This window comes from Pseudomonas sp. JDS08PS003 (assembly GCF_045013505.1).
In the GTDB taxonomy this organism is placed as follows: Bacteria; Pseudomonadota; Gammaproteobacteria; order Pseudomonadales; family Pseudomonadaceae; genus Aquipseudomonas; species Aquipseudomonas protegens_B.
Genome location: NZ_CP120724.1, coordinates 5,820,422 through 5,844,967, shown reverse-complemented (window position 1 = coordinate 5,844,967; position 24,546 = coordinate 5,820,422). Strand labels below are relative to the sequence as shown.

Annotated in this window: 21 protein-coding genes; 13 read left to right on the top strand and 8 right to left on the bottom strand. The window is 62.9% G+C overall.

Features of this window, described 5'->3' with window-relative positions:
• Positions 1-3: 3 nt before the first annotated feature.
• The gene (gene xseA, locus P7C00_RS25905; RefSeq protein ID WP_404937588.1) at positions 4-1,383 is read right to left on the bottom strand and encodes an exodeoxyribonuclease VII large subunit; all 1,380 of its coding nucleotides are present in this window, start codon (positions 1,381-1,383) and stop codon (positions 4-6) included.
• A gap of 4 nt (positions 1,384-1,387) precedes the next feature.
• Positions 1,388-2,329 carry a LysR family transcriptional regulator gene (locus P7C00_RS25900; RefSeq protein ID WP_404937587.1) on the bottom strand — a complete coding sequence of 314 codons (942 nt, stop codon included), beginning with the start codon at positions 2,327-2,329 and terminating at the stop codon, positions 1,388-1,390.
• 101 nt (positions 2,330-2,430) lie between these two features.
• On the opposite strand from P7C00_RS25900, the gene P7C00_RS25895 reads away from it, so the two are divergent.
• From P7C00_RS25895 to P7C00_RS25870, 6 genes are all read left to right on the top strand, one after another.
• Complete coding sequence (locus tag P7C00_RS25895) at positions 2,431-3,201, top strand: sulfite exporter TauE/SafE family protein (protein WP_404937586.1); 771 nt, start codon at positions 2,431-2,433, stop codon at positions 3,199-3,201.
• A gap of 132 nt (positions 3,202-3,333) precedes the next feature.
• Entirely contained in the window at positions 3,334-3,882 is a 549-nt protein-coding gene (locus P7C00_RS25890) for a sugar ABC transporter ATPase (protein ID WP_346633970.1), read from the top strand.
• 116 nt (positions 3,883-3,998) lie between these two features.
• The gene (gene guaB / locus P7C00_RS25885; RefSeq protein ID WP_025129573.1) at positions 3,999-5,468 is read left to right on the top strand and encodes an IMP dehydrogenase; all 1,470 of its coding nucleotides are present in this window, start codon (positions 3,999-4,001) and stop codon (positions 5,466-5,468) included.
• A 104-nt stretch (positions 5,469-5,572) separates the two neighbouring features.
• The gene (gene guaA / locus P7C00_RS25880; protein WP_025129574.1) at positions 5,573-7,150 is read left to right on the top strand and encodes a glutamine-hydrolyzing GMP synthase; all 1,578 of its coding nucleotides are present in this window, start codon (positions 5,573-5,575) and stop codon (positions 7,148-7,150) included.
• A gap of 323 nt (positions 7,151-7,473) precedes the next feature.
• Positions 7,474-7,752, top strand: coding sequence for a hypothetical protein (locus P7C00_RS25875; RefSeq protein ID WP_346633971.1), 279 nt, complete (start codon positions 7,474-7,476; stop codon positions 7,750-7,752).
• 5 nt (positions 7,753-7,757) lie between these two features.
• Entirely contained in the window at positions 7,758-8,279 is a 522-nt protein-coding gene (locus tag P7C00_RS25870) for a helix-turn-helix transcriptional regulator (RefSeq protein ID WP_404937585.1), read from the top strand.
• A 16-nt stretch (positions 8,280-8,295) separates the two neighbouring features.
• Here the strand turns inward: P7C00_RS25870 and treR are convergent, their stop codons facing one another.
• Positions 8,296-9,000, bottom strand: a complete 705-nt coding sequence (gene treR / locus P7C00_RS25865) for a trehalose operon repressor (RefSeq protein WP_346633972.1) — start codon at positions 8,998-9,000, stop codon at positions 8,296-8,298.
• A gap of 230 nt (positions 9,001-9,230) precedes the next feature.
• On the opposite strand from treR, the gene treP reads away from it, so the two are divergent.
• The 7 genes from treP to tadA all read left to right on the top strand — a co-directional run bounded on the left by treP (position 9,231) and on the right by tadA (position 18,667).
• On the top strand, positions 9,231-10,673 hold the full coding sequence (gene treP, locus P7C00_RS25860; RefSeq protein WP_123724683.1) for a PTS system trehalose-specific EIIBC component: 1,443 nt from the start codon (positions 9,231-9,233) through the stop codon (positions 10,671-10,673).
• A 60-nt stretch (positions 10,674-10,733) separates the two neighbouring features.
• Positions 10,734-12,380: an alpha,alpha-phosphotrehalase gene (gene treC, locus P7C00_RS25855; protein WP_404937584.1), complete on the top strand. Its 1,647-nt coding sequence runs from the start codon at positions 10,734-10,736 to the stop codon at positions 12,378-12,380.
• Between the two features lie 109 nt (positions 12,381-12,489).
• A complete protein-coding gene (locus P7C00_RS25850; protein WP_404937583.1) occupies positions 12,490-13,713 on the top strand; it encodes a maltoporin in 1,224 nt (407 codons plus the stop codon).
• 60 nt (positions 13,714-13,773) lie between these two features.
• Positions 13,774-16,311, top strand: a complete 2,538-nt coding sequence (gene ptsP / locus P7C00_RS25845; protein WP_404937582.1) for a phosphoenolpyruvate--protein phosphotransferase — start codon at positions 13,774-13,776, stop codon at positions 16,309-16,311.
• Between the two features lie 2 nt (positions 16,312-16,313).
• On the top strand, positions 16,314-16,604 hold the full coding sequence (locus tag P7C00_RS25840) for a PTS transporter subunit EIIB (RefSeq protein ID WP_404937581.1): 291 nt from the start codon (positions 16,314-16,316) through the stop codon (positions 16,602-16,604).
• Positions 16,605-16,802: 198 nt separating this feature from the next.
• Entirely contained in the window at positions 16,803-18,179 is a 1,377-nt protein-coding gene (locus P7C00_RS25835; RefSeq protein WP_404937580.1) for a multicopper oxidase family protein, read from the top strand.
• Positions 18,179-18,667: a tRNA adenosine(34) deaminase TadA gene (tadA, locus tag P7C00_RS25830; protein WP_103741932.1), complete on the top strand. Its 489-nt coding sequence runs from the start codon at positions 18,179-18,181 to the stop codon at positions 18,665-18,667. The genes P7C00_RS25835 and tadA overlap by 1 nt, the downstream gene beginning before the upstream one ends.
• 143 nt (positions 18,668-18,810) lie before the next feature.
• Here tadA and cmoB read toward each other — a convergent pair whose 3' ends face one another.
• The 5 genes from cmoB to lon form a co-directional block, all read right to left on the bottom strand.
• Positions 18,811-19,767, bottom strand: coding sequence for a tRNA 5-methoxyuridine(34)/uridine 5-oxyacetic acid(34) synthase CmoB (gene cmoB / locus P7C00_RS25825; protein ID WP_404937579.1), 957 nt, complete (start codon positions 19,765-19,767; stop codon positions 18,811-18,813).
• The gene (gene cmoA / locus P7C00_RS25820; RefSeq protein WP_346633979.1) at positions 19,764-20,507 is read right to left on the bottom strand and encodes a carboxy-S-adenosyl-L-methionine synthase CmoA; all 744 of its coding nucleotides are present in this window, start codon (positions 20,505-20,507) and stop codon (positions 19,764-19,766) included. Before cmoA ends, cmoB begins: the two co-directional genes overlap by 4 nt.
• Before the next feature lie 170 nt (positions 20,508-20,677).
• A complete protein-coding gene (locus tag P7C00_RS25815; protein WP_404937578.1) occupies positions 20,678-21,313 on the bottom strand; it encodes a lysoplasmalogenase in 636 nt (211 codons plus the stop codon).
• A 1-nt stretch (position 21,314) separates the two neighbouring features.
• Positions 21,315-21,707, bottom strand: coding sequence for a protease inhibitor I42 family protein (locus P7C00_RS25810; protein WP_346633981.1), 393 nt, complete (start codon positions 21,705-21,707; stop codon positions 21,315-21,317).
• A 159-nt stretch (positions 21,708-21,866) separates the two neighbouring features.
• Positions 21,867-24,287, bottom strand: a complete 2,421-nt coding sequence (gene lon, locus P7C00_RS25805) for an endopeptidase La (RefSeq protein WP_346633982.1) — start codon at positions 24,285-24,287, stop codon at positions 21,867-21,869.
• Positions 24,288-24,546: the final 259 nt, after the last annotated feature.

Genomic DNA, 24,546 nt, shown 5'->3' with positions numbered 1-24,546 from the left:
GGATCAGTCCAATAGAGAAAGAGTGACAGGCGTCAGGTGGTTGTCTTCGACTCGCACCTGCAGTTCGCCTTCGCCCAGGCGGGCGGTGAGGCGCTGGCCATTGCGGGTCTGGGCGGCAGTGCGGATGGCGTGGCCGCGGTCGTCCAGAAGAATGCTGTAGCCGCGCCCGAGGGTGGCCAGGGGGCTGACCACATGCAGGGTCTGCATCTGACTGTGCAACTGCAGGCGTCGGGCTTTCAGGCCTTCGCGCATGGCTCGGGGCAGGCGTTCGGCGAGGCTGTCCAGGCGCTGGCGCAACAGGGCCAGCTGCCGTCCTGGATGCTGGGCGCCGAGGCGGGTTTCCAGGCGGATCAGGCGCTCGCGACGGGTATTGAGGTTGCGCTCGAAGGCCCTGCGCATGCGCATATCCAGGTCATCCAGGCGTTGTGCTTGCTGACGCAGACGTTCGCCCGGATGGCGCAGGCGTCTGGCCAGGCCGTCCAGGCGTAAGCGGTCGCGCATCAGCCGGTCGCGGATGCGCATCACCAGGCGGCGATGCAGGCTCTCGACCCGGCGTTGCAGGTCACTGGAGTCGGGGGCCAGCAGTTCAGCGGCGGCCGAAGGGGTGGGGGCCCTTACGTCGGCGACGAAGTCGCTGATGGAGACGTCGGTTTCATGGCCGACGGCGCTGACGATCGGCGTTACGCAAGCATCGACCGCCCGGGCTACCGCCTCTTCGTTGAAGCACCAGAGGTCTTCCAGGGAGCCGCCACCCCGAGCCAGGATCAAGGCATCGAAGCCTCGGGCATCGGCCAATTGCAGGGCGCGGACGATCTGCGCCGTGGCCTCGCGACCCTGCACGGCCGTGGGGATCAACGTCAGTGCAACCTGGGGCGCTCGGCGGCGGAATACGCTGATGATGTCGCGGATCACCGCGCCGGTGGGCGAGCTGATAATGCCAATGCGTTGCGGATGGGCCGGTAACGCTACTTTGCGTTCGGCACTGAACAACCCTTCGGCGCTGAGCTTTTCCTTCAGCGCATCGAAAGCCAGACGCAGGGCGCCGTCACCGGCGGGCTCCACAGTGTCGAGAATCAGCTGATAGTCGCCGCGTCCCTCGAACAGCGAGACCTTGCCCCGGACCTTGACCGCCAGGCCGTCCTTCAGCGCTAGACGGACCCGCGCGGCATTCTGCCGGAACAGCGCACAGCGCACTTGGGCGCCGCTGTCCTTGAGGGTGAAGTACACATGGCCGGAAGCCGGGCGGGCAAGGTTGGAGATCTCGCCTTCGACCCAGATATTGCTGAACACATCCTCGAGCAGCACCCGAGCGCGGCCGTTGAGCTGGGTGACGGTGAGGACCTCGCGGTTCAGGCCGAGTCGTGCAAAGGGATCTTTAATCATGGGCTCAGTTTAAAGGGCTGTCTGGCAATGGAACAACGCAAATCGGCAGATCCAGGTGAGCACGCAAATGTTCGACGAACTGTGCCACCAGGGGCGTGGGTTGCTGACGATAGGCGAGGGCGACGGTGCTTTGGCAGTCGCTATCGGCCAGGGGCAAGAAGCGGACGCCGGCCGGGGCAATGTCCTGCATCGAGGCGGGCAGCAGGGCAATGCCGAACCCGGCCTGGATCAACTGCAACTGGGTGGTCTTGCGCGACATCACCCGCGCCGCCTTGGGAAAGAAACCCTGGCGCATGCACAGCTCGGCCGACAGGTAGCTCAAGCCGCCGCGCTGTGGATGAGGGATGGAGATAAAGGCCTGGTCCCTGAGCTGTGCCAGGTCCACCCCATGAGGCGCAGGGTCCAGTGCCAGCGGATGCTCCGCAGGCACTGCCAGCAGCAGCGGCTCACTGAACAACGGCACGATCTGTACGCCTTCCCGCTGGCGCAGTACCGGCAGGCGCAGCAGGCCGATATCCAGCCGGCCTTCGGCGAGTTCTTCCAATTGCCCCTCGGAGGACAGTTTGACCATGTCCATGGACGCTCCGGGGCAGGATTGCAGATAACCGCTGATGCCCTGCAGCAGGCGGCCGCTCATGGGCACGGTGCTGGAATGACTGAGCCGTAGCGTGCCCAATTGCCCCTGGCCCACCTGGGTGGCCAGTTCACTGGCCTTGTGCAGCTCGGTCAGCAGGTTGCGCGCCTTGGGGAAGAACGCCTCACCGGCGGCGGTCAACCGTGGCAGGCGTGCGGTGCGCTCGAACAGTGGGGTTTGCAGCTGGCTTTCCAGCTCCTTGATCTGCCGGCTGAGGGCCGATTGGGCGACGAACAGGCGCTCTGCCGCAGCACTGAAGCTGCCGCATTCGGCGATTTCCACGAAGTAGCGCAATTGACGGGTTGAAATCACAAGACATGCCTTTTTGTGATGAGTAGGCGACTTTGAAGATATTAGTCGCAAGGCTCGCTGCTGGCTAAAGTCGTTGCGTACTGACTAAGGAAGTTGCAGTGATGAGTGTGATCATCGAGGGTTTGAACCAGTGGTCTTTCGGTCCGGGCGGTTGGCTGGTCATCGGTCTGGGGATCGCGCTGGCGTACGTGGTGTTTGGCATTGCCGGTTTCGGCACGGCGCTGGTGGCGGGGCCGATCCTGATCCTGTTCATGCCGTTGTCGAAAATCGTGCCGCTATTGGTGTTGCTCGACTTTGTCGCGGCCTTCGGCAACCTGCTGCCGTCGCGCAAGGATGTGGCCAAGCCCGAGTTGTTGCGCTTGCTGCCGTGCATGGCGCTGGGTTGTACCTTGGGGGTGATCTTTTTGCTCAACCTCAAGTCCGATTTGTTGCTTCTATTAATGGGGCTGTTTATCAGCGCTTATGCCGTTTACAGCTTGTGGGTTAAGGCGCGTCCCACACGCTTGGCGGTGGGGTGGTCAGTGCCCATGGGGATTGTCGGCGGGATGTTTGGTGCCTTGTTCGGCAGTGGCGGCTTTCTATATGCCATTTACCTGAACAGCCGTTTGCCCAAGGACCCGGCCCGGGCCACCCAGAGTGCGTTGATCAGTTGCAGCACCGTGGTGCGTCTGAGTCTGTTTGCCGTGGCCGGGGTGTATGCCGAGTTGCCGCTGTTGCTCTTGGCTGGGTGTTTGCTGCCGGCGATGGCGTTGGGCTTGTGGGTGGGACGGCGCTTGACCATGAGGCTGTCTCGGGAAGCTTTTGTGCGCCTGGTGACCTGGTTGGTGCTGGCCAGTGGTGTTGCCTTGATCGGGCGCTACCTGAGCACTTGACCTGCGAGGTTCAGGGATTAAGCTGCGGGCCTTTAAATCTGTTCGCCTGCCCGCCGGCTCCTACAATTAATGGTAGGCGCCGGCTAGCCGGCGAAAGCGTTCGTACCGTCCCAGCATGTTCCAGGCTTATCCATGAATTCGCAAAGCATCCTCGTCCCGAAAATTTCCACCCTGCCGGTGCACGAGCCCCGGGCTCGGGCCATTGTGCGTTGGCTGGTGCGCAAGAATATCGTCGAGGAAACCCTGAGCACCTGTGGGCGTACCGGCAATCGCATGGGCCATGCCATTGCCGCCGGTGCCCGGGACGTTGTGCTGCGCCCGGACGCACTGCCTTTTGGCGAGCCGATCAATGGCCTGGAGATCATCACCAAGCGTTGCATCTATACCCCGGCCAGAGGCTTTCTCGAAGAAGCCGGCTGCGCCGAGTGTCGCCAGGAAGTGGGCGAAGCGCTGTTCGAGAGCCTGGAAGACTGGATGCCCGGGCGGACCGACAACTTTACCTGCCCCGAATGCGGTCATGAAGATGACATCAACGGGTTTCTGTTCCTACAGGCCTGTGGTTTTTCCAACCTGGGGTTCATCTTCAACAACTGGGCAGAGGCGGGCTTCAAACAGAGCTTTATCGACGAATTTGCCGATTGGCTGGATCAGCCAGTGAGTTGGGTGAAGGTCGAGCTGTAGCGTGGCGATATCTCCATCTATCACTCCAGCGATATTAGACAGAGTTTTACATTGAGCCCGGGTAGGTGTCTGAGTATAATGGCGCGCTTCCATTTTCCCGCCCGGGAGCCCCCGCGATGCTGCGTATCAGCCAAGAAGCCCTCACCTTCGACGACATCCTCTTAGTGCCCGGTTATTCCGAAGTACTGCCTAATGAAGTCAGTCTAAAGACCCGTTTGACCCGTGGCATCGAGCTGAATATTCCACTGGTTTCCGCCGCCATGGACACCGTCACTGAAGCCCGTCTGGCAATTGCCATGGCTCAGGAAGGCGGCATCGGCATCATCCACAAGAACATGACCATCGAGCAGCAAGCTGCCGAAGTGCGCAAGGTCAAGCGTTTCGAAGCCGGTGTGGTCAAAGACCCCATCACCATCGAAGCCGACGCCACCGTACGTGATCTGCTCGAACTGACCAGCATGCACAACATCTCCGGTGTGCCCGTGCTGCACAACGGCGATCTGGTGGGCATCGTGACTTCCCGCGACGTGCGTTTCGAAAGCCGTCTGGAAGTCAGCGTCCGCGAAGTGATGACGCCTAAAGAGCGTCTGGTCACGGTCAAGGAAGGCGCCGACAAGACCGCCGTCCGTGAACTGCTGCACAAGCACCGCATCGAACGCGTACTGATCGTTGACGACGCCTTCGCCCTCAAGGGCATGATGACCGTCAACGACATCGAGAAAGCCAAGGCTTACCCACTGGCCAGCAAGGACGATCAAGGTCGTCTGCGTGTAGGCGCTGCAGTCGGCACGGGTAAAGACACGGGCGATCGCGTTGCTGCGCTGGTCAACGCCGGTGTCGATGTGGTGGTGGTAGACACCGCCCACGGTCATTCCAAAGGTGTGATCGACCGCGTTCGCTGGGTCAAAGAGAACTTCCCTGAAGTCCAGGTGATCGGTGGCAACATCGCTACCGGCGCTGCAGCCAAGGCTCTGGCCGAAGCTGGCGCTGACGCCGTCAAGGTCGGTATTGGCCCTGGCTCGATTTGCACCACCCGTATCGTTGCCGGTGTTGGCGTGCCGCAAATCAGCGCGATCGCCAATGTTGCAGCAGCACTGGTCGGCACGGGCGTTCCTTTGATCGCCGACGGCGGTATCCGTTTCTCCGGTGACCTGTCCAAGGCCATCGTGGCCGGTGCCTCCTGCGTGATGATGGGTTCGATGTTCGCCGGTACCGAAGAGGCGCCGGGCGAGATCGAACTGTTCCAGGGTCGTTCCTACAAGGCTTACCGTGGCATGGGTTCCCTGGGCGCCATGTCCCAGGCCCAGGGCTCTTCCGATCGCTACTTCCAGGACTCCTCCGCGGGTGCCGAGAAGCTGGTGCCGGAAGGTATCGAAGGTCGCGTGCCGTACAAGGGCACCCTGACCGCGATCATCCATCAACTGATGGGTGGCCTGCGTTCTTCCATGGGCTACACCGGTAGCGCCAACATCGAAGAAATGCGCACCAAGCCGGAGTTTGTCCGCATCACCGGCGCCGGCATGGCTGAATCCCACGTCCACGACGTGCAGATCACCAAGGAAGCGCCAAACTATCGCGTAGGTTGATAGTGATCGCCTCCAGGCTCAGGCCCGGAGGCGATTGACGAATTTAGTAACCGGGGCTGTGTTTTTCAGCCCCGTGTCGTTTCTGAAATTAGACGAGACTGACCATGGCCCTCGACATTCACGCTCACCGTATCCTGATCCTCGACTTCGGTTCCCAGTACACCCAATTGATCGCCCGCCGCGTGCGCGAGATCGGTGTCTACTGTGAACTGCATCCGTTCGACATGGACGACGAAGCGATCCGCGAATTCGCTCCCAAAGGTGTCATCCTCGCCGGCGGTCCCGAGTCCGTGCACGAAGCCAACAGCCCTCGCTGCCCGCAAGCGGTATTCGACCTGGGCGTTCCGGTCTTCGGCATCTGCTACGGCATGCAGACCATGGCCGAGCAACTGGGCGGCAAGGTCGAAGGTTCCGAACTGCGTGAATTCGGTTATGCCCGCGTTGATGTGGTCGGCAAGAGCCGCCTGCTGGACGGCATCGAAGACCACGTCGACGCCGATGGCCTGTTCGGCCTCGACGTATGGATGAGCCACGGTGACAAAGTCACCAAGATGCCGGAAGACTTCCACATCCTGGCCAGCACCCCGAGCTGCCCGATTGCCGGCATGTTCAACGACGACCTGCGCTACTACGGCGTGCAGTTCCACCCGGAAGTGACCCACACCAAGCAGGGCGGCCGCATCCTGTCGCGCTTCATCCTCGACATCTGCGGCTGTGAAGCACTGTGGACGCCGTCGAAGATCGCCGAAGACGCGATTGCTCAGATCCGTGCCCAAGTCGGCACCGACAACGTCCTGTTGGGCCTGTCCGGCGGCGTCGACTCCTCGGTGGTAGCAGCCCTGCTGCACAAGGCCATCGGCGACCAGTTGACCTGTGTCTTCGTCGACAACGGCCTGCTGCGCCTGCACGAAGGTGAGCAAGTGATGGCCATGTTCGCCGAGAACATGGGCGTCAAGGTGATCCGCGCCAACGCCGAGGAGCAGTTCCTGGGCAACCTGGCCGGTGAAGCTGACCCGGAGAAGAAGCGCAAGATCATCGGTCGCACCTTCATCGACGTGTTCGATGCCGAATCCTGCAAGCTGGAAAACATCAAGTACCTGGCCCAGGGCACCATCTACCCGGACGTGATCGAGTCGGCTGGCGCGAAAAGCGGCAAGGCCCACGTGATCAAGTCGCACCACAACGTGGGCGGCCTGCCGGAAGAAATGAACCTCAAGCTGGTTGAGCCACTGCGCGAGCTGTTCAAGGACGAAGTCCGCCGTCTGGGCCTGGAGCTGGGCCTGCCGTACGACATGGTCTACCGTCACCCGTTCCCGGGCCCGGGCCTGGGCGTGCGCATCCTTGGTGAAGTGAAGAAGGAATACGCCGACCTGCTGCGTCGTGCCGACCACATCTTCATCGAAGAACTGCGCAAGGCCGACTGGTACCACAAGGTCAGCCAGGCATTCGTAGTGTTCCAGCCAGTGAAATCCGTCGGCGTGGTCGGCGATGGCCGCCGTTACGCCTGGGTCGTGGCCCTGCGCGCCGTGGAAACCATCGACTTCATGACCGCACGTTGGGCGCACCTGCCTTACGAGCTGCTGGAAACCGTCAGCGGCCGGATCATCAACGAAATCGAAGGCATCTCCCGCGTCACTTACGACGTGTCGAGCAAGCCGCCGGCCACGATTGAGTGGGAGTGATCGGGGCCGAGTGATCGGCGCTTGATCCATTCGCGGTAAACAATGGCGATCGGGACCTTGGGGTGTCGATCGCCATTGTCGTTTCTGGGGGATTGAATCCGTTACACATCGACATTTGTGTTGCAGAACCTTTAGAAGCGGCGCTTTTTCGCCTTCCGGCAATATCACGTAAGACATGTTCGGCGCTCTGTCCCGGGCTTCTCTCTACCCTTGGGTCTTCCCCCGCTGTTTTTACTGCGGCTTGTTCGTGGTGCGGGTTTGATCGGATTGCTTAAGGTTGTCAGTTGACAACCGTGCATGGCTGGCGATACTGGAGGCTACGGATGGCTCGTGCAACTCATCCCAAGAAGGATATTGAAATGGCCCTGCGCTACGCCGAATGGCAGGGCTGGCGCATTGAGGTCGGCGGCGGCCATGCCTGGGGCCGGATCTACTGCCCGTACAACAACGAGGTGTGTCGCTGTGGCGAGTTCTGCATTACCAGCGTGTGGCGCACGCCGAAGAACCCAAGCCAGCACGCTCGGGCGCTATGCCGGGTGATCGACAACTGCACCCTGAACCAGCTGCGTGGGGCCAGGGCCCCGGCAGCCCGCAAGGAGTAAGGACCATGGAATACCTGTTCACCCTCAACTACCTGCTGCCGCTCGAGGGCTGTGATCCGCTGCAACTGGTGGAGCGCCTCGGTGCGGCGGGTTGCACTGACGTCCTGGTGGGAACCGGCCTGGCCGGGCGCCTGGCCCTGGAGTTCAGTCGCGAGGCCGAGAGTGCCGAAGCGGCGCTGTTCAGTGCCCTGGGGGATATCAAGCGGATCATTCCCGAGGCTCGGCTGGTAGAGGCCAGCCCGGATTTTGTCGGCCTCAGCGAGATCGCCGAGATCGTCGGCGTGTCCCGGCAGAACATGCGCAAACTGATGCTCGGTCACGCCGACAGTTTTCCCCTGGCGATCCATGAAGGCAGCACTTCGCTGTGGCATCTGGCGGAAGTCTTGAGCTGGCTGGACAGCAAGGGCGGCTATCCCCTCAAGCACCCGGTGATCGAAGTGGCGCGAGTGGCGCAGCAGGTGAACACCGCCAAGGAGTCGAAGCGCATCGGCCCCCTCAGCGGTGAACTGGTGGCCCTGTTGGGCTGACGGGGCAGGGTGGGGATTAGCGCCGGGCCACGTCGGAGAAGTAGAACTTGTCCAGAGTGTGCCGTGATTCGGTGTATTCGAACTGCCGCCCGTCCTGGAGAAAGGTCTGGTTGCTCACCACGATCACATGGCTCTGGCCGTCCAGGTCGAGCAGCTGCTGGTCGTCCTTGCTCCTTGGGCTGGCCTCGATGGTGCGCTGGGCGTAGCTGATGTTCAGTTGCAGGGTCTGTTCGATGTAGGCGTAGATCGAATGCTCGGCGATCTCTCGGTCCAGTCCCGGAATCAGCTCGGCGACAAAATGGTTGATGTCGAGAATCACCCGCTTGCCGTCGATCCGTCGCACTCGTTTGATCCGCGTGATCAGGCTGCCTTCTTGTGCCTGCAGATGGTTGCGCAGGGCGCCTTGCAGGGGAAACTGGCTGAACTCCACCACCTCGGTGCTGACGTCATCCCCCAGCCCTGGATAGGTTTCCTGGAAACTGACGATGCCGCCCAGCTGGAACTCGATGGGATTGGGCGAGAGCACGAAGGTGCCCTTGCCGTGGATCTTCTGCGCGAAACCGCGCTCCTGCAGCAGTTCGATGGCCTTGCGCACGGTGCCGCGGCTGGCCTGGTAGCTGTCCATCAGTTCGCTTTCCGAAGGCAGGCGGGCGCCACGCTCCAGACGTTCGGTGGTGATGCTGGCAAGCAGATCGCTGTAGATCTGGTTGTATTTGCTCATGGGATGGCTCTGTGCCGGACTGTGCTCAAGGCAGGCACCTTAAGGGCTGGACGGGGCATTTGTCCATGCGCCCTGGTGATGCTTTCCCGGGTGGAAAAAGCATGGCGCAGGGTCACGCCGGAAGAAAATTTCAAACTCGTCTGTACGAGTTATTGATTTAACTCGTACAGACGAGTAATTTGCCCCTCGGCGTGCTGCCAATAACAAAAATCTCAGGTGGAAGAACAAGCATGAGCCACGACTATTCAATAATCGCCAGCGAGTTGCTGCACAGCCTCGGTGGCGCCGACAACCTCGAACAGGCGGCCCATTGCGTGACCCGCCTGCGCCTGGCCCTCAAGGACCCGAGCCTCGTCGACAGCGCCACACTCAACCAGATCGATCTGGTCAAGGGTTCGTTCTTCACCGGTGGCCTGTTCCAGGTGGTGATCGGCCCTGGCGAGGTAGAGAAGGTCTACGCGGCCCTGCGAGAACAGACGGGCCTTGCGGTTTCCACCATTGCCGACGTGAAGCAGAAGGGCGCGGAAAAGACCAACGCCATGCAGCGTCTGGTGCGGGTGTTCTCCGATGTGTTCATGCCCATCCTGCCGGCCCTGATCATCGCGGGCCTGCTGATGGGGGTGAACAACCTGCTGGGCGCCAAGGGCATGTTCATCGAGGGCAAGACCCTGCTTGAGGCTTACCCGGGGCTGGATGGGCTCTGGAGCCTGATCAACCTGATGGCCAACACCTCTTTCGTATTCCTGCCGGCCCTGGTGGGCTGGTCGGCGGCCAAGCGCTTTGGTGGCAGCGAGATCCTCGGCATTGTCCTGGGGCTGATGCTGGTGCACCCCGACCTGCTCAATGCCTGGAACTATGGCAAGGCTGTGGCCGGGCTGGACGGCCAGAGCCTGCCGTACTTCGATATCTTCGGTCTGTTCCAGATCGAGAAGGTCGGCTACCAGGGGCAGATACTGCCGATCCTGCTGGCGGCCTATGTGATGAGCGTGATCGAAAAGTGGCTGCGGGCCCGGGTGCCCAACGCCATCACCCTGCTGGTGGTGCCCATCACCACCATCGTGGTCACCGGCGTACTGGCCCTGGCGATCATCGGGCCCGTGACCCGGCACCTGGGGATCCTCATCACCGAAGGCGTGGTCACCCTGTTCGACCTGGCTCCCGTGCTCGGGGGCGCCATTTTCGGCCTGCTCTACGCACCGCTGGTGATCACCGGCATGCACCACATGTTCCTGGCCGTCGACCTGCAACTGATCGCCACCCAGGGCGGCACCTTCATCTGGCCGATGATCGTCATGTCCAACCTGGCCCAGGGCAGCGCGGCCCTGGCGGTATTCACCATGAGCCGCAATGCTCGTGATCGCAGCATGGCCTCGACCTCGGCGATTTCCGCCTACTTCGGCATCACCGAGCCGGCGATGTTCGGCGTCAACCTGCGCTACAAGTTTCCCTTCTACGCCGCGCTGATCGGCTCGGCCCTGGGCAGCATCTTCCTCTCGCTGAACAAGGTCCAGGCCTCGGCCATCGGCGTCGGTGGGCTGCCGGGGTTCATTTCGATCATTCCCCAGTACATCCCGACGTTCGTCATTGGCATGGTCATCGCCCTGGTGGTGCCCTTTGTCCTGACCTGCGGCCTGAGCCTGAAGATCATCCGCCCCGGCTACCGAGTGGCCTGACCGGCCTTGTAGGCGCCGGCTCGCCGGCGAACGCCCTCGCACTTTCCAAAGGATTCCCCCATGCAAGACTGGCAGCGTTCGGTGATCTACCAGATCTACCCGAAAAGTTTTCACAGCCACCAAGGCCAGGCCACCGGTGACCTGCTGGGGGTGGTGGACAAGCTCGACTACCTGCACTGGCTGGGGGTCGACTGCCTGTGGCTGACCCCGTTCCTGCGCTCGCCGCAACGGGACAACGGCTATGACATCAGCGACTACTACGCCATCGATCCCAGCTACGGCAGCATGGCCGACTGCGAGCTGCTGATCGCCGAAGCCGGCAAGCGCGGGATCAAGCTGATGCTGGATATCGTGGTCAACCACACCTCCATCGAGCACGCCTGGTTCCAGCAGGCCCGCAGCAGCCTGGACAACCCCTACCGGGATTTCTACATCTGGCGCGATGAGCCCAACAACTGGGAATCCAAGTTCGGCGGCTCCGCCTGGGAATACGAGGCCCAGACCGGGCAGTACTACCTGCACCTGTTCGATCACACCCAGGCCGACCTCAACTGGGACAATCCCCAGGTGCGTGCTGAAGTCTTCAAGATGATGCGCTTCTGGCGCGACAAGGGCGTCGGCGGCTTCCGCCTCGATGTGATCAACCTGATCTCCAAGCCGGCGGATTTCCCCGAGGATCAGAGCGACGGCCGCCGCTTCTATACCGACGGCCCCAACGTGCACCAGTACCTGCAGGAAATGCATCGGGAAGTGTTCGCCGGGCACGATCTGGTGAATGTCGGCGAGATGTCCTCCACTCGCCTGGAGCACTGCATCCGTTACTCGCATCCGGAGTCGAAGGAGCTATCGATGACCTTCAACTTCCATCACCTGAAGGTGGACTACCCCAACCAGCAGAAATGGCTGCGGGCCGATTTCGACTTCCTCGAACTCAAGCGCATCCTCTCCGACTGGCAAACCGGCATGCAGGCCGGTGGCGGCTGGAATGCGCTGTTCTGGTGTAACCACGACCAGCCGCGGGTGGTCTCGCGTTTTGGCGACGACGGCGAGCATCGGGTAGTGTCGGCGAAGATGCTGGCCACTGCGCTGCACCTGCTTCAGGGCACGCCTTTCATCTACCAGGGCGAAGAACTGGGCATGACCAATCCGCACTTCGAGCGGATCGAGCAGTATCGCGATGTCGAGACCCTGAATATCCACCGCCTCAAGCGCGAGGCCGGTGAAGAGCCGCAGGCCATCATGGCGGCGATCCAGCAGAAGTCCCGGGACAACGGGCGCACGCCGATGCAGTGGAATGCCGGGGTCAATGCCGGTTTCAGCAGCGCCGAGCCCTGGATCGGGATACCGGCCAATGCCAGCCAGATCAATGTCGAGGCACAACTCGACGACGAAGATTCGGTGCTGCATCACTATCGCCGGCTGATTGCCTTGCGTCGTCACGAGGCGCTGATCCAGCACGGCCTTTATCGCCAGTTGTTGCCCGAGCATGGGCAGATCTGGGCCTATGTGCGTGAAGGCGACGGCGAACGCCTGCTGGTGGTGAACAACTTCTACGGCTCGCCGTGTGAGGTCGAGTTGCCGGAAGCGGTGATCAGCGCCGGCATGCAACAGCGTCTGCTGATCAGCAACTACCCGGACCACGAGCCGCGCAGCCAGCACTTGCGCCTGCGGCCTTACGAGTCCTTCGTCCTGCACCTGACCCTGTAGGAGCCGGCTTGCCGGCGAACCGGGCCAGGCGATCTTTCTGGCCCAGGCATTCGCCGCCAAACCGGCTCCGACGAATCCAAACATCACAATAAAAATAATGGGGTGGCTTATGAAAACAACAATAAATCGCGGTCTGGCGGCGTCTTGCCTGTGCCTGGCATTGCCGTTACCGGCCCAGGCCCTGGAGTTTGCCGGGTACCTGCGCAGCGGTCTTGGCACCTCGGTGAACAGTGGCTCGCAGTCTTGCTTCCAGTTGCCCGGCGCGCAGTCCAAGTACCGTCTGGGCAACGAGTGTGAACAGTACGCCGAGCTTGAGCTGCGCCAGGACCTGTACACCCTGGAAGACGGCTCGGTGCTCAGCGTCGACGGCATGGCTTCGCTCTACAACCGTTACGACCGCAACCTGACCTTCCAGGGCGAGAACGGCTCGGCGCGCATGCCGCAGATGTACGCCCAGTGGTCGAACCTGCCCAGCCTCAATGGCGGCTCGTTGTGGGCCGGGCGCCGTTACTACAAGCGTAACGACATCCATATTTCCGACTTCTACTACTGGAACCAGAGCGCCACCGGCGGCGGGGTCGAGGACGTGCGCATCGGCGATCTGAAATACAGCTACGCCTTTTCCCGCAAGGACAACCTCTATCAGAAGCAGGCCGTGAGCCGTCACGACTTCAACGTTGCCGGTTTCCAGACCAATCCCGGCGGCGAGCTGGAGCTGGGCCTGAGCTACCTGGAAAAGCCCGATCGCCGTGGTGCCCACAATGGCTGGGCGATTACCACCCAGCATGTGCAGAAGGACTTTTTCGGCGGCAAGAACAAACTGGCCCTGCAATACGGTGAGGGTCCCGGTACCGGCCTGGGCTACACCGGCAATCCCTACCTGGATGACGGCAACAAGAGCTATCGCCTGGTGGAGTTCTTCGACTGGCAGGTCACCCCGCGCTTCGGTGGCCAGGTAGAGGCGGTCTATCAGAAGGACATTCGCCCCGACGGCCAGGACCAGAACTGGATCTCCCTGGGCGTGCGCCCGGCCTATGCCATCACCGAGCAGTTCAAGCTGGTGACCGAGTTTGGCCACGATCAGGTGGAGGCGCCGGGAGGCACCCGCAAACTCAGCAAGTTCACCTTCGCGCCTACCTGGTCACCCAAGGGGCCAGACTTCTGGGCCCGGCCGGAAGTGCGCCTGTACTACACCTATGCCAGCTGGAACGAGGCCGCCAAGCGCGCGGCCAACGAACTGGCGGCCGGTTCCGCGCTGTCCGACAGCGGTGTGTTCGGCACCGCCCGTCACGGTGCGAACGTCGGTTTGCAGGTCGAGTACTGGTGGAAATAAGCGATGCTGTCGGGGCTCGCGCTCCATCGGCACTTCAAGGAATCATTAGCAGGTGACGTCATGGCCATAACCCAACCCTTGCAATTGCTCGCGCCCCTGTCCGGGATGCTGCTGCCCCTGGACCAGGTTCCGGACCCGGTGTTTTCCAGCCGGGTGATCGGTGACGGGCTGTGCATCGACCCGACTTCCCAGACCCTCTGTGCGCCTCTGTCCGGGGTCGTCAACAACCTGCAACACAGCGGCCATGCGGTGAGCATCACCGGTGAACAGGGCCAGCAGGTGCTGATGCACATCGGGCTGGACACGGTAAACCTGGCGGGCAAGGGCTTCATCTGTCTGGTGGAGGAGGGGCAGCAGGTCTCGGCAGGCCAGCCACTGATCGAGTTCGATGCTGATTATCTGGCCCAGCACGCGCGCAGCCTGTTGACCCTGATGCTGGTGGTCAGTGGCGAGGCGGTGACGGGGCTGGTGTCCGGCAGCCTGCTGGTGGAGCTGGGACAGCCGCTGTTGCAGATCGAGCCCGCCTCCGCGCAGGAGGTCGCCAAGGCCGAGGACGCTGAAGCTGAGGCGCTGTTTTCCAAACCGCTGATCCTGGGCAACCCCCAGGGGCTGCACGCACGTCCGGCGGCGTTGCTGGCCCAGGCCGCCAAGGGCTTTGCCGCGAACATCTGCCTGCACCGGCGCCAGGACTCGGCCAACGCCAAGTCCCTGGTGTCGATCATGGCGTTGCAGACGGTGCAGGGCGATGTCTTGCAGGTCAGTGCTGCGGGTGCGGATGCCGAGCGGGCGATCCAGGTTCTGGTGGAGCTGTTGGCTTCGGGTTGTGGCGAAAAGGTCAGTGCTGTGGCGCCGAGTCCTGCGCCGGTAGCGGCGCGGGATGAGTCGCTGGAGACGGTTCTGCGGGGTGTCTGTGCGTCACCGGGTTCGGCGGTCGGTCAGGTGCTGCAGGTGGCTGAGCAGCGCCTGCAGATAAGGGAGTTGGCGGCGAACCCGCAGCAGGAGCGCGAAGTCCTTGAGCGGGCCTTGCGGGAGGCGGTCCGGGGCCTGCAACAGCTGCGGGACAATGCCCCGGGTGAAGCGCAGCAGGAAATCTTCCGTGCCCACCAGGAACTCCTCGACGACCCGAGCCTGTTGGAGCAGGCCGAAGCCCTGATCGTCAGCGGCAAGAGTGCTGCCTTTGCCTGGAACAGCGCCATCGAGGTCACCGCCGAGCTGTTCAAGGGCCTGGGCAGTACGCTGCTGGCTGAGCGCGCGGTGGATCTGGCGGACGTCGGCCAACGGGTGCTCAAGCTGATTCTCGGGGTGCAGGAGCATGCCCTGAGCTTGCCGGACCAGGCCATTCTGATTGCCGAGCAACTGACGCCCTCGCAGACCGCCAGCCTGGACACCAGCAAGGTGCTGGGATTTGTCACGGTGGGCGGTGGCGCCACCAGCCATGTGGCGATCCTCGCCAGGGCCCTGGGCCTGCCGGCGATCTGTGGCGTGTCTTCCCGAGTCCTGTCCCTGGCCAACGGCTCCCGGGTTCTGCTGGATGCCGATCGCGGCGAACTGCATACGGACCCGGACCCGCAACGCCTGCAGCAACTGGAGTCCCTGCGTCAGCAGCAACGCCTGCGCCAGCGTCAGCATCTGGCCCAGGCGGCGCAACCGGCGGTGACCCGCGATGGTCATCATCTGGAGGTAACGGCCAATATCGCGTCTCTGGCGGAGGCCGAGCAGGCAATGAGCCTGGGAGGCGAAGGCGTCGGCCTGTTGCGTTCGGAGTTCCTCTACCAGGACCGCAGCCACGCCCCCAGCCCCGAGGAGCAGGCCGAAACCTATCGAGCCATTGCCCAGGCCTTGGGGCCGACGCGCAATCTGGTGGTGCGGACCCTGGACGTGGGTGGCGACAAGCCTCTGGCTTATGTGCCCATGGACAGCGAGGTCAACCCCTTTCTCGGCCTGCGGGGTATCCGCCTGTGCCTGGAGCGTCCCGAACTGCTGCGCGAGCAGTTCCGGGCGATTCTCGCCAGCGCCGGGCAGGCTCGCCTGCACATCATGTTGCCGATGGTCAGCCAACTGGCGGAGCTGCGTCAGGCGCGGCAGCTACTGGATGACGAGGTTCGGGCCCTGGGTCTGGCGGAGCGGCCCAAGTTGGGCATCATGATCGAGGTGCCTTCGGCGGCCTTGATGGCGGACCGCTTCGCTCCGGAGGTGGACTTCTTCTCCATTGGCACCAACGACCTGACCCAATACACCCTGGCCATGGACCGTGATCATCCGCGTCTGGCCAGTCAGGCCGACAGCTTCCATCCGTCGGTGCTGCGCCTGATCGCGCGAACGGTGCAGGCTGCCCATGCCCACGGCAAGTGGGTCGGCGTCTGTGGCGCACTGGCTTCCGAGACCCTGGCGGTGCCGCTGTTGCTGGGCCTGGGAGTGGACGAACTGTCGGTGAGCGTGCCGCTGATCCCCGCCATCAAGGCCCGGGTACGGGAGCTGGACCTGAGCGAGTGCCAGGCCCTGGCGGCGCGGATCATCGATCTGGAAGACGCGGTACAGGTACGCGAATACCTGCAACAGCAGCAAGTCGCAGCCGACTCACTGGTTCTGGAGAACTGAAGATGTTCGAGAAATTGCAACGGGCGTTCTGGAAGGCCCTGACTCCGGATCTGGTGCCTGATCAGCCGAAGGCCCCCAAGGCCAACGGCAGTGTTCTGAATGACGCGATGCTGGCGGCACTGGGTGGCAGCGCCAACATCAAGAGCCAGCAACCACTGGCCCTGACCCGCTTGCGCCTGGAGCTGCATGATCCGCAGTTGCTGGACAGCAGCGCCCTGCGAGTGGCTGGGGTGCCGGCGGTGATGCCCCTGGCCGGTGGCGTGGTGCATCTGCTGTTGGGATTGCAGGGCTGAGGGGCTTGTTCGCCGGCAAGCCGGCTCCTACGAGAGCGGCGGGCTTGCCAGCGAGCAGATGCTCGAAAATACCCCACGTTTCCCCGTCCTGCCTGCGTCCGGTCGCCACGCCGGCCTTACTGTTTCTCAACTGCGGGTGTATCGTATTCGCCTTTTGCGGGCCTGGGTCCGCCGCAGATACGTGAGGTAGTTGAGTCCATGTCCTTTACCCGTCGACAAATACTCGGTGGTCTGGCCGGTCTGGTAGTGGTGGGCGTGGGAGCGGGTGGCGCCTCGCGTTACTGGCTGGGGAAAATGGCTGACGCTGAAGCGGGCCACGACTACGAGCTGATTGCCGCGCCCCTGGATGTGGAGCTGGTGCCGGGGCACAAGACCGAGGCCTGGGCCTTCGGACCATCGGCACCGGGTACCGAGCTGCGGGTACGTCAAGGCGAGTGGCTGCGGGTACGTTTTATCAACCACCTGCCCGTGGCCACCACCATCCACTGGCACGGCATCCGCCTGCCCCTGGAAATGGACGGCGTGCCTTACGTCTCGCAACTGCCGGTGCTGCCCGGCGAATACTTCGACTACAAGTTCCGCGTACCGGATGCCGGCAGCTACTGGTATCACCCCCATGTGAACAGCAGTGAAGAACTGGGCCGTGGCCTGGTGGGCCCGCTGATCATCGAAGAACGCGAACCCACCGGCTTCCAGTACGAGCGCACCCTGAGCCTGAAAAGCTGGCACGTGGATGAAGAGGGCGCATTCTTGCCCTTCAGCATTCCTCGGGAGGCGGCGCGAGGCGGTACCGCCGGGCGCCTGTCCACCATCAACGGCGTGTCCCAGGCGGTGATCGACCTGCCGGCCGGGCAGATCACCCGGGTGCGCCTGCTCAACCTGGACAACACCCTGACCTACCGCATCAACATTCCGGATGTCGAAGCACAGATCTATGCGCTGGACGGTAACCCCATCGAGCCGCGGCCCTTGGGCAAGGAATACTGGTTGGGCCCGGGCATGCGCATCTGCCTGGCGATCAAGGCGCCGGCAGCGGGGGAGGAACTGTCCTTGCGTAACGGGCCGGTGCGCCTGGGCACGTTGCGCTCGGTGGCCAACACTGATGCACCTACTACCTGGCCACCGGCCCTGCCGGCCAACCCGGTGGCCGAGCCGGATCTCGACAACGCCGAGAAGCTCAACTTCAATTTCGAGTGGGTTGGCTCGGTTTCGGTGAACCTGGACAATGGCAAGCCGCCCAGCCTGTGGCAGATCAACGGCAAGGCCTGGGACATCACCGACAAGACCTGCGCCGACCGCCCGATTGCCACGCTGAAAAAGGGCAAGAGCTACATTTTCGAATTGAAGAACATGACCCAGTACCAACACCCGATCCACTTGCACGGCATGAGCTTCAAAGTCATCGCCTCGAACCGCAAGAAGATCACTCCGTATTTCACCGACACCTACCTGCTGGGCAAGAACGAACGTGCCCGCGTGGCGCTGGTGGCGGATAACCCCGGGGTCTGGATGTTCCACTGCCACGTGATCGACCACATGGAAACCGGCCTGATGGCCGCCATCGAGGTGGTGTGATGCGTCAGATACGCCCGGCGCCGATCATCGACCGCAGTCGCGACCAGGACTTCATGCGCGAAGCCCTGGCCCTGGCCGCCCAAGGCGCCGCCCTGGGGGAAGTGCCGGTGGGCGCGGTGTTGGTACTGGATGGGCAGATCATCGGCCGCGGCTACAACTGCCCCATCAGCGGCAGTGACCCTAGCGCCCACGCCGAGATGGTGGCGATCCGCGCGGCGGCCCAGGCGCTGAGCAATTACCGGCTGCCTGGCAGCACCCTGTACGTGACCCTGGAGCCTTGCAGCATGTGCGCCGGGCTGATCGTCCATTCGCGCATTGCCCGAGTGGTGTACGGCGCCCTGGAACCCAAGGCCGGCATCGTGCAGAGCCAGGGCCAGTTCTTCACCCAGGGTTTCCTCAATCATCGAGTGCTGTACGAGGGCGGGGTATTGGCCGAAGAGTGCGGTACGGTGTTGAGCGAGTTCTTCAAGGCGCGTCGAGCGCGCTGAGCGCAAACCGGTTCGCGGCCTACACCAAACCGTAGGAGCCGGCTTGCCGGCGAAGAGGCCCTTGAGCCTTGCACCGCTTTGGCGGGCGCCTTCGCTGGCAAGCGGAACGCCGCCCGGCCAGCTCCTACAGGGTGAGGGCGGCGTTATTTTTTGGCGACAATCACCGCGCGCATCGGCGCCGGCAGGCCTTCGATGGTCTTGCTGTGGTCGTTGGGATCGAGGAAGTCGCTGAGGGACTGGTACTTCATCCACTCGGTACCGCGCTGCTCCTCGACGCTGGTCACGCTGACATCCACGCACCGCACGTCGCTGAACCCGGCGCGGCGCAACCACAGTTCCAGAGCCGGCACCGACGGCAGGAACCACACGTTGCGCATCTGCGCGTAGCGGTCTTCCGGCACCAGTACCTGATGCTGATCGCCTTCCACCACCAGGGTTTCCAGCACCAGTTCGCCGCCCTTGACCAGGCAGTCCTTCAACGCCAGCAGGTGCTCGATGGGCGAGCGGCGGTGGTAGAACACCCCCATGGAAAACACCGTGTCGAAGCCTTCCAGGTTGGCCGGCAGATCTTCGAAGGGGAACGGCAGGTGCCACACCGAAGGCTCCGACAAGTAGCGCTGCACCGCCTGGAACTGGCAGAAGAACAGCCAGTTGGGGTCGACACCGATCACGCTGTGGGCACCGGCGCCGAGCATGCGCCACATGTAGTAGCCATTGCCGCAGCCGACATCGAGGATGCGCTTGCCTTCAAGGTTCAGGTGCGGGGCGACCCGGGACCATTTCCAGTCCGAGCGCCATTCGGTGTCCACGTGCACGCCGAACAGATCGAACGGCCCCTTGCGCCATGGCGACAGGCCCATCAGCGCAGTACACATCTGCGCTCGGGTGGCGTCATCGCAATCGGTGTCCAGGCGCAGGCCATTGATCAGGTCGACTTCGCTGGGCTGGATCTTCGGAAGCGCATCCAGGGCGCTCTGCCAGCGCTCCAGGTCGCCATGGCCCTTTTCCATCTTGGTATCGAGCTGGGCTTGCAGGCCGTTGGCCCATTCGGCCAGGGGCGTGCCCGCCAGACGGCGAGCGAGGGGGGACAGATCAATCATGGCAGGGCAATCAACGAGGCAAAATTAAGACACTGGAACCACGGCACGACTTTCGAGAACCCAGCGGCCAGCAGGCGTTCGCGGTGTTCTTCGAGACTGTCGGGCTTCATGACGTTTTCGATGGCGCTGCGCTTCTGGGCAATTTCCAGTTCGCTGTAGCCGTTGGCGCGTTTGAAGGCGATGTGCAGGTCGGTGAGCAGGGCGTGTTCCTCGGTGTCGTTGAAGCGCAGCTTCTCCGAGAGGATCAGCGCGCCGCCGGGCAGCAGCGACTGGCGGATGCGCCCGAGCAGGGCCAGGCGCTGCTCGGGGGCGATGAACTGCAGGGTGAAGTTCAAGGCCACCACCGAGGCCGGCTGGAACTCCAGGGCCAGGATATCGCCTTCGATCACCTGCACCGGCAGCAGCTCCTGGAACATCGAGTCCTGGCCGTTGAGGTATTCCCGACAGCGCTCGACCATGGCCGCCGAATTGTCCACGGCGATGACCCGGCAACCGTCGGTGCGCACATGGCGGCGCAAGGCCTGGGTCACCGCGCCCAGGGATGAGCCCAGGTCGTAGAGCACGCTGTTGGGCTGGGCGAACTGCGCTGCCAGTACCCCGAGGTTCTCGACAATGGTCGGGTAACCCGGCACCGAGCGCTTGATCATGTCCGGGAACACCCGCACCACATCCTCGTTAAAGGCGAAGTCGGGCACCTGGGCCAGGGGCTGGGCGAATAGGCGGTCGGGTTCTTTGCTCACGGCGGTTCCGGCGATGGAGATAAAAAGAGGGCGGCATTGTAGCCGCTGGCGCCGCTTGCGATAAGGCCCGAAGGGCCTTCAGGGGGGCGAGGGCGACACAAGGTGTGGTGCTGTTCGCCGGCAAGCCGGCCCCTACAGATTGTAGGGACCGGCCTGTCGGCGAAGGTGGGTCAGCGCGGCTTCTGGCTGAATGCCGAAGCGGCAATGCCCCACTGGCCCAGCCAGTAGAAAATGATGATCAGGTAGGGCGCGGCATCGAAGGCCACCACGAAGCGGCTGATGCCGATCAGGCTGTCGGAGAAGGCGAAGCTCAGGGCGCCCACTGCGGCCAGGGCCGCCGAGCGCGTGGGCACTGTCGAGCCCAGGCGTGCCAGGGCCCGCCAGAGCATGGCGCTGATGGTCAGGGCGTAGACGATTACCGGGATCAGCAACGGGCCCAGGCCGTGGGAAATCAGGATGCTCAACAGCACCGCGCCAATGGCCAGTGCCACCAGCAAGGGCAGCAGCGCCGGGCGCCGGCAGTCACTGAGATAAGCCTTGAGGTAGGCCAGGTGCGCCACCAGAAACGCCCCGAGGCCGAACACGAACAGGTCCGAGGGCCATGCCAGCAGCACGTCCCCCAGCACCGAGAACAACAGGCCGATGATGATCCAGCGGCGATAGTCCCCCGGCGGCGCATCGTGCAACCAGCCCAGCAGTGCCAGCACCGGCAGCGGCTTGACCAGCAGGCAGAGCAGCGTGGCATGCACGCTCACCCCGTAGATGAAGGTGGCGGCGCCCATTAGCGCAAGAATCAGCCAGCCCATCTCAGTTGACCGTGATCGAGCAGTCGAAGGCTTTCACCGGTGCTTCTTCCGGTGCCCAGGGTTGCTGATAGGTCAGTAGCAGCCGGCCCTGGCCGCTGGCGAAAGCCTGGAAACGCCAGGTGGATTGACCACCGCTGCCCACCAGGCCGGTGTTCTCGGGATTGCTGTAGACCTCGGGGCTGACCTTGCGCAGGATGCCGCCGGCCGAATCCTGGATCGCCCAGCGATAGCCAGTGGTGGGATTGCTGGGCAGGGTCAGGGTCAGGGTTTGCCCGTTGTGCAATTGCAGGGGGCACTGGCTCTGGTTTTCTACGGTGACGTTTTGCTTGGGTTGGCTGGCGCAGGCGGCCAGCAGGGCGAAGCTGAGCAGGGCAAGAAGGCGGGGTGCGGGCATGGGTCAGGAAGCTCCGATCATTCGTGACGAACGGCGAGCATAACTGAAGATGATGGGCGGTGTGGGGTGGGGATGGAGGTTGGCGGTTATGGCCTCTTCGCCGGCAAGCCGGCTCCTACACGGCACAACCTGTAGGAGCCGGCTTGCCGGCGAAGGGATTTAGAACAGCACTTTGGCCACGTCGGCAAAACGCTTGGCGAAATGCACGGTGATGCCTTCCTTGAGGTAGTCCGGCAGTTCCTCGAAATGCCCGCGGTTGGGTTCCGGCAGGATCAGCTCGTGGATCTTCTGCCGCCGCGCGGCGATGACTTTCTCGCGCACTCCACCAATGGGCAGCACGTGGCCGGTGAGGGTCAGCTCGCCGGTCATGGCCACGCCTTTTTTCGGCGGCTGGTTGCGCGCCAGGGACAGCAGGGCGCTGGCCATGGTCACCCCGGCACTCGGGCCATCCTTGGGCGTGGCGCCTTCAGGGACGTGCAGGTGGACGAAGGCTTCGTCGAAGAACTTGCTGTCGCCACCGAACTGCTTGAGGTGCGAACTGACGTAGCTGTAGGCGATCTCCGCCGACTCCTTCATCACGTCACCCAGTTGCCCGGTGAGCTTGAAGCCGCGGTTGTGGGTGTGAATCCGCGTCGCCTCGATGGGCAGGGTCGCGCCGCCCATGCTGGTCCAGGCCAGGCCGGTGATGACCCCGGTGCCACTCAGGACCTGCTCGTTGCGGAACACCGGCATGCCCAGGGAAGCTTCCAGGTCCTTGGGCCCGATCTTGATGTTTGCATCCGGCTCGTCCAGCAGCTTGACCACCGCCTTGCGCACCAGCTTGCCCAGCTGTTTCTCCAGTTGGCGCACCCCGGCTTCCCGGGCGTAACTGTCGATCACCGTGCGCAGGGCACTGTCGCTGATGCTCAGGCTGCTCTTGGCCACACCGGCTTTCGCCAACTGCTTGGGCCACAGGTGGCGCTTGGCGATGGCGAGCTTTTCCTCGGTGATGTAACCCGATAGGCGAATCACTTCCATGCGGTCGAGCAGCGGGCCGGGGATTGAATCCAGGGTGTTGGCGGTGCACACGAACAGCACCTTGGACAGGTCCATGCGCAGGTCCAGGTAATGGTCGAGGAAGTCGACGTTCTGCTCCGGATCGAGGGTCTCCAGCAGGGCCGAGGCCGGGTCGCCCTGGTAGCTCTGGCCCATCTTGTCGATCTCGTCGAGCATGATCACCGGGTTCATCACCTCCACTTCCTTGAGGGCCTGCACCAGCTTGCCCGGCTGGGCGCCGATGTAGGTGCGGCGGTGGCCCTTGATCTCGGCTTCATCGCGCATGCCGCCGACGCTGAAGCGATAGAAGGGGCGCCCCAGGGATTCGGCGATGGACTTGCCAACGCTGGTCTTGCCCACGCCGGGCGGGCCCACCAGCAGCACGATGGAGCCGCTGATCTCACCCTTGTAGGCGCCCACCGCGAGGAACTCGAGGATGCGGGTCTTGATGTCGTCAAGCCCGGCGTGGTGCTGGTCCAGCACCTTGCGCGCGTGCTTGAGGTCGAGCTTGTCGGCGCCGTACACACCCCAGGGCACGGCGGTGGCCCATTCCAGGTAATTGCGCGTTACGGCGTATTCCGGCGAACCGGTTTCGAGGATCGACAGCTTGTTCATCTCCTCGTCGATGCGCTTCTGCGCCTGTGGTGGCAGGACCTTGCCGTTCAGGCGTTGCTCGAACTGTTCCAGGTCGGCGCTGCGGTCGTCCTTGGTCAGCCCCAGCTCCTGCTGGATCACCTTGAGCTGTTCCTTGAGGAAGAACTCGCGCTGGTGCTCGCCGATCTTGCGGTTGACCTCGGCGGAGATCTCTTTCTGCAGACGCGCGACCTCGACTTCCTTGCGCAGCATCGGCAGGACTTTTTCCATGCGCTTGAGCATCGGCACGCAGTCCAGCACTTCCTGCAGGTCGTTGCCGGTGGCGGAGGTCAGGGCGGCGGCGAAGTCGGTCAACGGCGAAGGGTCGTTGGGGCTGAAGCGGTTGAGGTAGTTCTTCAGTTCTTCGCTGTACAGCGGATTGAGCGGCAGCAGCTCCTTGATCGCGTTGATCAGCGCCATGCCGTAGGCCTTGACCTCATCGGTGGGTTCGCTGGGCTGGTGCGGGTATTCGACTTCCACCAGATAGGGCGGACGGTGGTGCTTGAGCCAGGTGCGGATGCGGACCCGGGTCAGGCCCTGGGCGACGAATTGCAGCTTGCCGTTCTCGCGGCTGGCGTGGTGGACCTTGACCAGGGTGCCGTACTCCGGCAACGCGGATGTGTCGAAGTGGCGAGGGTCGTCCTGGGGCGTGTCCATGAAAAACAGCGCAAGGGAGTGGTGGTCGGATTGGCTCACCAGTTCCAGGGTTTCGGCCCAGGGTTCTTCGTTGACGATCACCGGCAGCACTTGCGCCGGGAAGAAGGGTCGATTGTGAATCGGGATGATGTAGACCTTGTCCGGCAGATTCTGCCCGGGCAGGGCCAGGCCGGTGCCATGGGCACTGGGCTGTTCGGTATTTTCCGGATCGACGTACTCACGTGGATCTTCGGGAAATGCTTGCTGGTCGCTCATGAAGGCTCCTGCGCGATGGGCTATGCAGGTTAGATGGGGCAGGTCACGGCAGGTTTCAATGGGAAACTGGTTTCAGCTTTTTTCCGAGCGCTCCTCAACTCCCCTTGGGGCTAAGTCCAGACGCGTCGAGTGGACGTTGTGGAGGTATTTGACGGCTTTGACGGATATCAAATGTCAATAAAATGACTGCGTGATCACCTGTTTTATTGCGTGATCTTCTGTAGTTAGAGGATTAATCTGAGTGTCCGGAATGCCGGAA

Coding starts and splice junctions, on each gene's coding strand:
- xseA (WP_404937588.1), bottom strand. CDS start 1,383: ATGATTAAAGATCCCTTTGCACGACTCGGCCTGAACCGCGAGGTCCTC.
- P7C00_RS25895 (WP_404937586.1), top strand. CDS start 2,431: ATGAGTGTGATCATCGAGGGTTTGAACCAGTGGTCTTTCGGTCCGGGC.
- P7C00_RS25890 (WP_346633970.1), top strand. CDS start 3,334: ATGAATTCGCAAAGCATCCTCGTCCCGAAAATTTCCACCCTGCCGGTG.
- guaB (WP_025129573.1), top strand. CDS start 3,999: ATGCTGCGTATCAGCCAAGAAGCCCTCACCTTCGACGACATCCTCTTA.
- guaA (WP_025129574.1), top strand. CDS start 5,573: ATGGCCCTCGACATTCACGCTCACCGTATCCTGATCCTCGACTTCGGT.
- P7C00_RS25875 (WP_346633971.1), top strand. CDS start 7,474: ATGGCTCGTGCAACTCATCCCAAGAAGGATATTGAAATGGCCCTGCGC.
- P7C00_RS25870 (WP_404937585.1), top strand. CDS start 7,758: ATGGAATACCTGTTCACCCTCAACTACCTGCTGCCGCTCGAGGGCTGT.
- treR (WP_346633972.1), bottom strand. CDS start 9,000: ATGAGCAAATACAACCAGATCTACAGCGATCTGCTTGCCAGCATCACC.
- treP (WP_123724683.1), top strand. CDS start 9,231: ATGAGCCACGACTATTCAATAATCGCCAGCGAGTTGCTGCACAGCCTC.
- treC (WP_404937584.1), top strand. CDS start 10,734: ATGCAAGACTGGCAGCGTTCGGTGATCTACCAGATCTACCCGAAAAGT.
- P7C00_RS25850 (WP_404937583.1), top strand. CDS start 12,490: ATGAAAACAACAATAAATCGCGGTCTGGCGGCGTCTTGCCTGTGCCTG.
- ptsP (WP_404937582.1), top strand. CDS start 13,774: ATGGCCATAACCCAACCCTTGCAATTGCTCGCGCCCCTGTCCGGGATG.
- P7C00_RS25840 (WP_404937581.1), top strand. CDS start 16,314: ATGTTCGAGAAATTGCAACGGGCGTTCTGGAAGGCCCTGACTCCGGAT.
- P7C00_RS25835 (WP_404937580.1), top strand. CDS start 16,803: ATGTCCTTTACCCGTCGACAAATACTCGGTGGTCTGGCCGGTCTGGTA.
- tadA (WP_103741932.1), top strand. CDS start 18,179: ATGCGTCAGATACGCCCGGCGCCGATCATCGACCGCAGTCGCGACCAG.
- cmoB (WP_404937579.1), bottom strand. CDS start 19,767: ATGATTGATCTGTCCCCCCTCGCTCGCCGTCTGGCGGGCACGCCCCTG.
- P7C00_RS25815 (WP_404937578.1), bottom strand. CDS start 21,313: ATGGGCTGGCTGATTCTTGCGCTAATGGGCGCCGCCACCTTCATCTAC.
- P7C00_RS25810 (WP_346633981.1), bottom strand. CDS start 21,707: ATGCCCGCACCCCGCCTTCTTGCCCTGCTCAGCTTCGCCCTGCTGGCC.
- lon (WP_346633982.1), bottom strand. CDS start 24,287: ATGAGCGACCAGCAAGCATTTCCCGAAGATCCACGTGAGTACGTCGAT.